At 71.9% G+C, this 3,337-nt stretch carries 5 protein-coding genes; all 5 read right to left on the reverse strand.

Features of this window, described 5'->3' with window-relative positions; genetic code table 11:
* Positions 1-156: 156 nt before the first annotated feature.
* Positions 157-807 (reverse strand): TetR/AcrR family transcriptional regulator, encoded by a 651-nt coding sequence (locus IPZ69_RS46590; protein ID WP_235460991.1) that lies wholly within the window; start codon positions 805-807, stop codon positions 157-159.
* Positions 804-1,460 (reverse strand): DUF4166 domain-containing protein, encoded by a 657-nt coding sequence (locus IPZ69_RS46595; protein WP_235460995.1) that lies wholly within the window; start codon positions 1,458-1,460, stop codon positions 804-806. The genes IPZ69_RS46590 and IPZ69_RS46595 overlap by 4 nt, the downstream gene beginning before the upstream one ends.
* Before the next feature lie 41 nt (positions 1,461-1,501).
* Positions 1,502-2,251, reverse strand: coding sequence for a hypothetical protein (locus tag IPZ69_RS46600; RefSeq protein WP_235460992.1), 750 nt, complete (start codon positions 2,249-2,251; stop codon positions 1,502-1,504).
* Between the two features lie 143 nt (positions 2,252-2,394).
* Positions 2,395-2,688 carry an MTH1187 family thiamine-binding protein gene (locus tag IPZ69_RS46605; protein WP_235460993.1) on the reverse strand — a complete coding sequence of 98 codons (294 nt, stop codon included), beginning with the start codon at positions 2,686-2,688 and terminating at the stop codon, positions 2,395-2,397.
* Positions 2,685-3,029 carry a DUF3817 domain-containing protein gene (locus IPZ69_RS46610; RefSeq protein WP_235460994.1) on the reverse strand — a complete coding sequence of 115 codons (345 nt, stop codon included), beginning with the start codon at positions 3,027-3,029 and terminating at the stop codon, positions 2,685-2,687. The genes IPZ69_RS46605 and IPZ69_RS46610 overlap by 4 nt, the downstream gene beginning before the upstream one ends.
* Positions 3,030-3,337: the final 308 nt, after the last annotated feature.

The following is a 3,337-nucleotide window of genomic DNA, read 5'->3' on the forward strand; positions in this document are numbered from 1 at the left end:
GGGGCGGGCCGGCTGACGGTCGCCGACGGGCGAGGCGGATCAGCGGCCAGCGGAGCCAGTTGTGCGGCGGACGGGGCCGGCCAGCTGAGGACGGGGCCAGTCAGCGGCAGACGGACCAGCCCGCAGCAAACGAGACCAGTCCCCCGGCGGAGCCGGTCAGCTGCGGCCCGTGCGGCGTAGGTGGTGGCGGACCGCTCGCTGGGCCACCGGGCCGAGTTCCTCCAGGGCGGCGACCAGGGCGCCGAGTTGTTCCAGGGCGTCGAGGGCGGCGTGGGCGCCGCGTTCGTCCACGCTCTCGTACAGCTCGATGCCGACGAAGGAGGCGGCGACCGCGCGGGCCAGGCCGGCCGGATCGGTGAACTCGCCTAAAGGGGTGTCCGCGAGGACCCGCCGCAGCACGTTCTCGATCTCGCTGATCCACAGGTCGAGGCCCGCCGCGGTGGCGGGGCCGAGGGTCCCGTGGGTCTGGGCGCCGGCCAACAGCTGGCCGAGGAGCGCCACATGACCGCCCGCCCGCTCCTGCTCGTGGATCTCGCGGCCCACCGCGAGGAGTTCGGAGAGGGAGGCGACGGAGGCGAGGCGGGTGCGGTACCGGGACACAGACTTCTCGGCGCCGTAACGGCAGGCGGCGGCGAGGAGTTCGTCCACGGAGCCGAAGTGGTAGAAGACCAGCGCCTGGTTGACGCCCGCGGCCGCCGCGACCGACCGGGCGGAGGTCTTGGCGATGCCCTGCTCGGTGAGCGTGCGCAGCGCGCCCTCCAGGAGCTTGGTCTTCGTCTCCAGGGACTTCGCCGTCTCCGCGCTCATGCGCGGGACTCCTCACGGACCGGCCGCAGCCCGGACCGCACCCCGCAGCTGCGGACGTTCGTGTACGAGGCCGTGAAGGAACCCTCGTAGCCGAAGAGCGGACCGACGTACTTGTTCACCACCCGGACGCGGATGCGGAACCGGCCCACCGCGTCGTCGTACGACTCCCGCACCTCGGCCGTCGCGCCGATCAGTTCGGGCACCCGCACGTCCACCACGCCCTCCCGGAAACGGTGTTCGCCGGAGCGGATGAGCAGCGAGCCGTCGGGCTCGGCGCCGAAGTGCAGTTCGCTGGCGAGGTGCTGGTGGGTGCCGAGGTAGTCGAGGACGCGGTCCCCCTTGGGGCTGAGCACCATCTGGGCGTCGAAGCGCCGGGAGCCGCCCGGCAGGTCGAAGGTGCGCACGAAGGTCACGGTCTCACGGCCGAAGGAGTCGGCGTACGGCACGTTCTCGATCACGAACGGAACATGCCGCCCCTGCCTCGGCACGAGGATGTTGCGGGTGCCGCCCAGGGCCAGGAACGGCTTCACGAACGCGGCCCCGTGCCAGATCCGGTCCATCACGCCCCGCCCGGTACACGCCTCGCCGCTCGCCAGGCCCACCGAGAAGCGGCGGCGCAGCTGCGGATGGAGCCGGTCGAAGTCGGCCCCCATCGCCGTGCGGAACAGGGAGGTCGGCTGTGCGGCGAGGCTCGTCACGGGGTCTCCAGGGTGCGCAGGAGGCGAGGGGCGCACACGCGCATCGGCGGAGTGCGCAGGCAACGGCGGGCGGCCGGGGTGCAGGAGAGCGGCTCCTTGAAGAGGGCGAGGGAGATGGCGAGCAGGAGGAGCAGCGGGCACAGGAAGGCCACGGCGGGCGCGAGGGGGCCGAAGGCCAGGACGAAGGCGGCCGGGTCGAGGCCGACGCAGCAGACGGTCAGCACGGTCGCGCGGACGGCGAGTTCCGCCAGCCAGTTGACCAGTGCCCGCTCGGGGGTGATCCCGCGCTCCAGCCACAGCCGCAGCCGGTCGAAGGACCAGGCCGTCGCCCAGCCCATCAGCGGGCGGAACAGCAGCCGGTCGGCGAGCGCGCCGAAGGCACCCCAGCGGGGCCGGTAGTCGTAGCCGGTGAGGAAGCGGACGCCGTCGGTGTCGGGGACGTAGCGCCAGTAGCCGCTGCCCTCGGCGAGCAGGGACAGCGGGTCGGGCGAGGCGAAGCGCAGGGCCGAGGTGCGGGTGCCGTCGGGGCGTTCCTTCTCGCCGGCGGACACACCGGTCCCCGCGACGGTGAGGAAGGGCAGCACGCGCGTCGCGTACCGGAAGCGCTGCGGCTCGCCCTCCGCGCGCGGGAGGGGGTCGATCTCGGTGAAACGGAGGTCCCAGCGCTGGTGCCGGGCCGGGTCCTGCGTACGTGCCCACAGCTCGTCGAGGTCGGCGCGGATGCGCGTCTCTACGTAGAGCCCCATCGAAGTTCCCCCAGTCAACCGGTCTTTGAGCGACCGCTCAAAACTCTGGGAAGGGAAACTACACCCGTTTGAGCGAACGCTCAAACGGTGGGCCGAAGAAAGCCCGGCCCACAGGGGCCGGGCATTTTCCGGGAGTTGGACGCCTACGAAGCGAGGTGACGCTCGACGGCCTCCACCTTCGAGGTCAGCCCGTCCGTCACACCGGGCCGGATGTCCGCCTTGAGGACGAGCGACACCCGGGGCGCCCGCTCCTCCACGGCGGCGACGGCGCGCTTCACGACGTCCATGACCTCGTCCCACTCCCCCTCGATGGAGGTGAACATGGCGTCGGTGCGGTGGGGCAGCCCCGACGCACGGACGACGCGGACGGCGTCGGCGACGTACTCCCCCACGTCCTCGCCGACGCCGAGCGGCGTCACGGAGAAGGCGACGATCATGCGTTCACGACGCCTTCCTTGCGGGCGCGGGCGGCGATGACCGCGTTCTCGGCCTCGCGCCGCAGCTTGCGCTCGGCGAAGAAGCCGCCGGTGGGCAGGACGGAGAGGACGAAGTACAGGGCGGCCGTGCCGACGCTCCACTTGGCCCGGTTCCAGGCGTCGGCCCAGAAGATCACGTACAGGACGAACAGGACACCGTGAACTGCGCCCATCACGGGCACCGCGTTGAAGTCCGTGGTCCGCTTCAGTACCGAGCAGATCAGCAGGACGAGGAAGGACACGGCCTCCGGGGCGGAGACCAGGCGGAGGCGGCGGAGGGCGGTGGCGGTCTTGATGTCCACGGATCACCTTCGGTGGGAGTGCGGTGGGAGTGAGGTCGACGTTGTCACGCGGCGCCGTTTTGTGAACGCGAGCACAAGCGCCCGCCCATTGTGACAAACGGTGGCGCGGGGGCGGGGAGGGGGGCGGGACGCCCGTCCCACGCTCCCACCCCTTAGGGGGTGTCGTTTGGATCAGGCCGGCCGTGACGAACGGTGCGGATCGGCCGACCCCGAGCGGGGTCATGGGGGTGCCCCCTGCTCGAGCGAAGTCGAGAGCTTGGGGGAGCGTGCAGCTGCAAGGCGGAGGAGGGAGTCGACGCGATGGGGGT

The sequence above is a fragment of the Streptomyces olivochromogenes genome (assembly GCF_021538895.1).
Taxonomy (GTDB): Bacteria; Actinomycetota; Actinomycetes; order Streptomycetales; family Streptomycetaceae; genus Streptomyces; species Streptomyces olivochromogenes_A.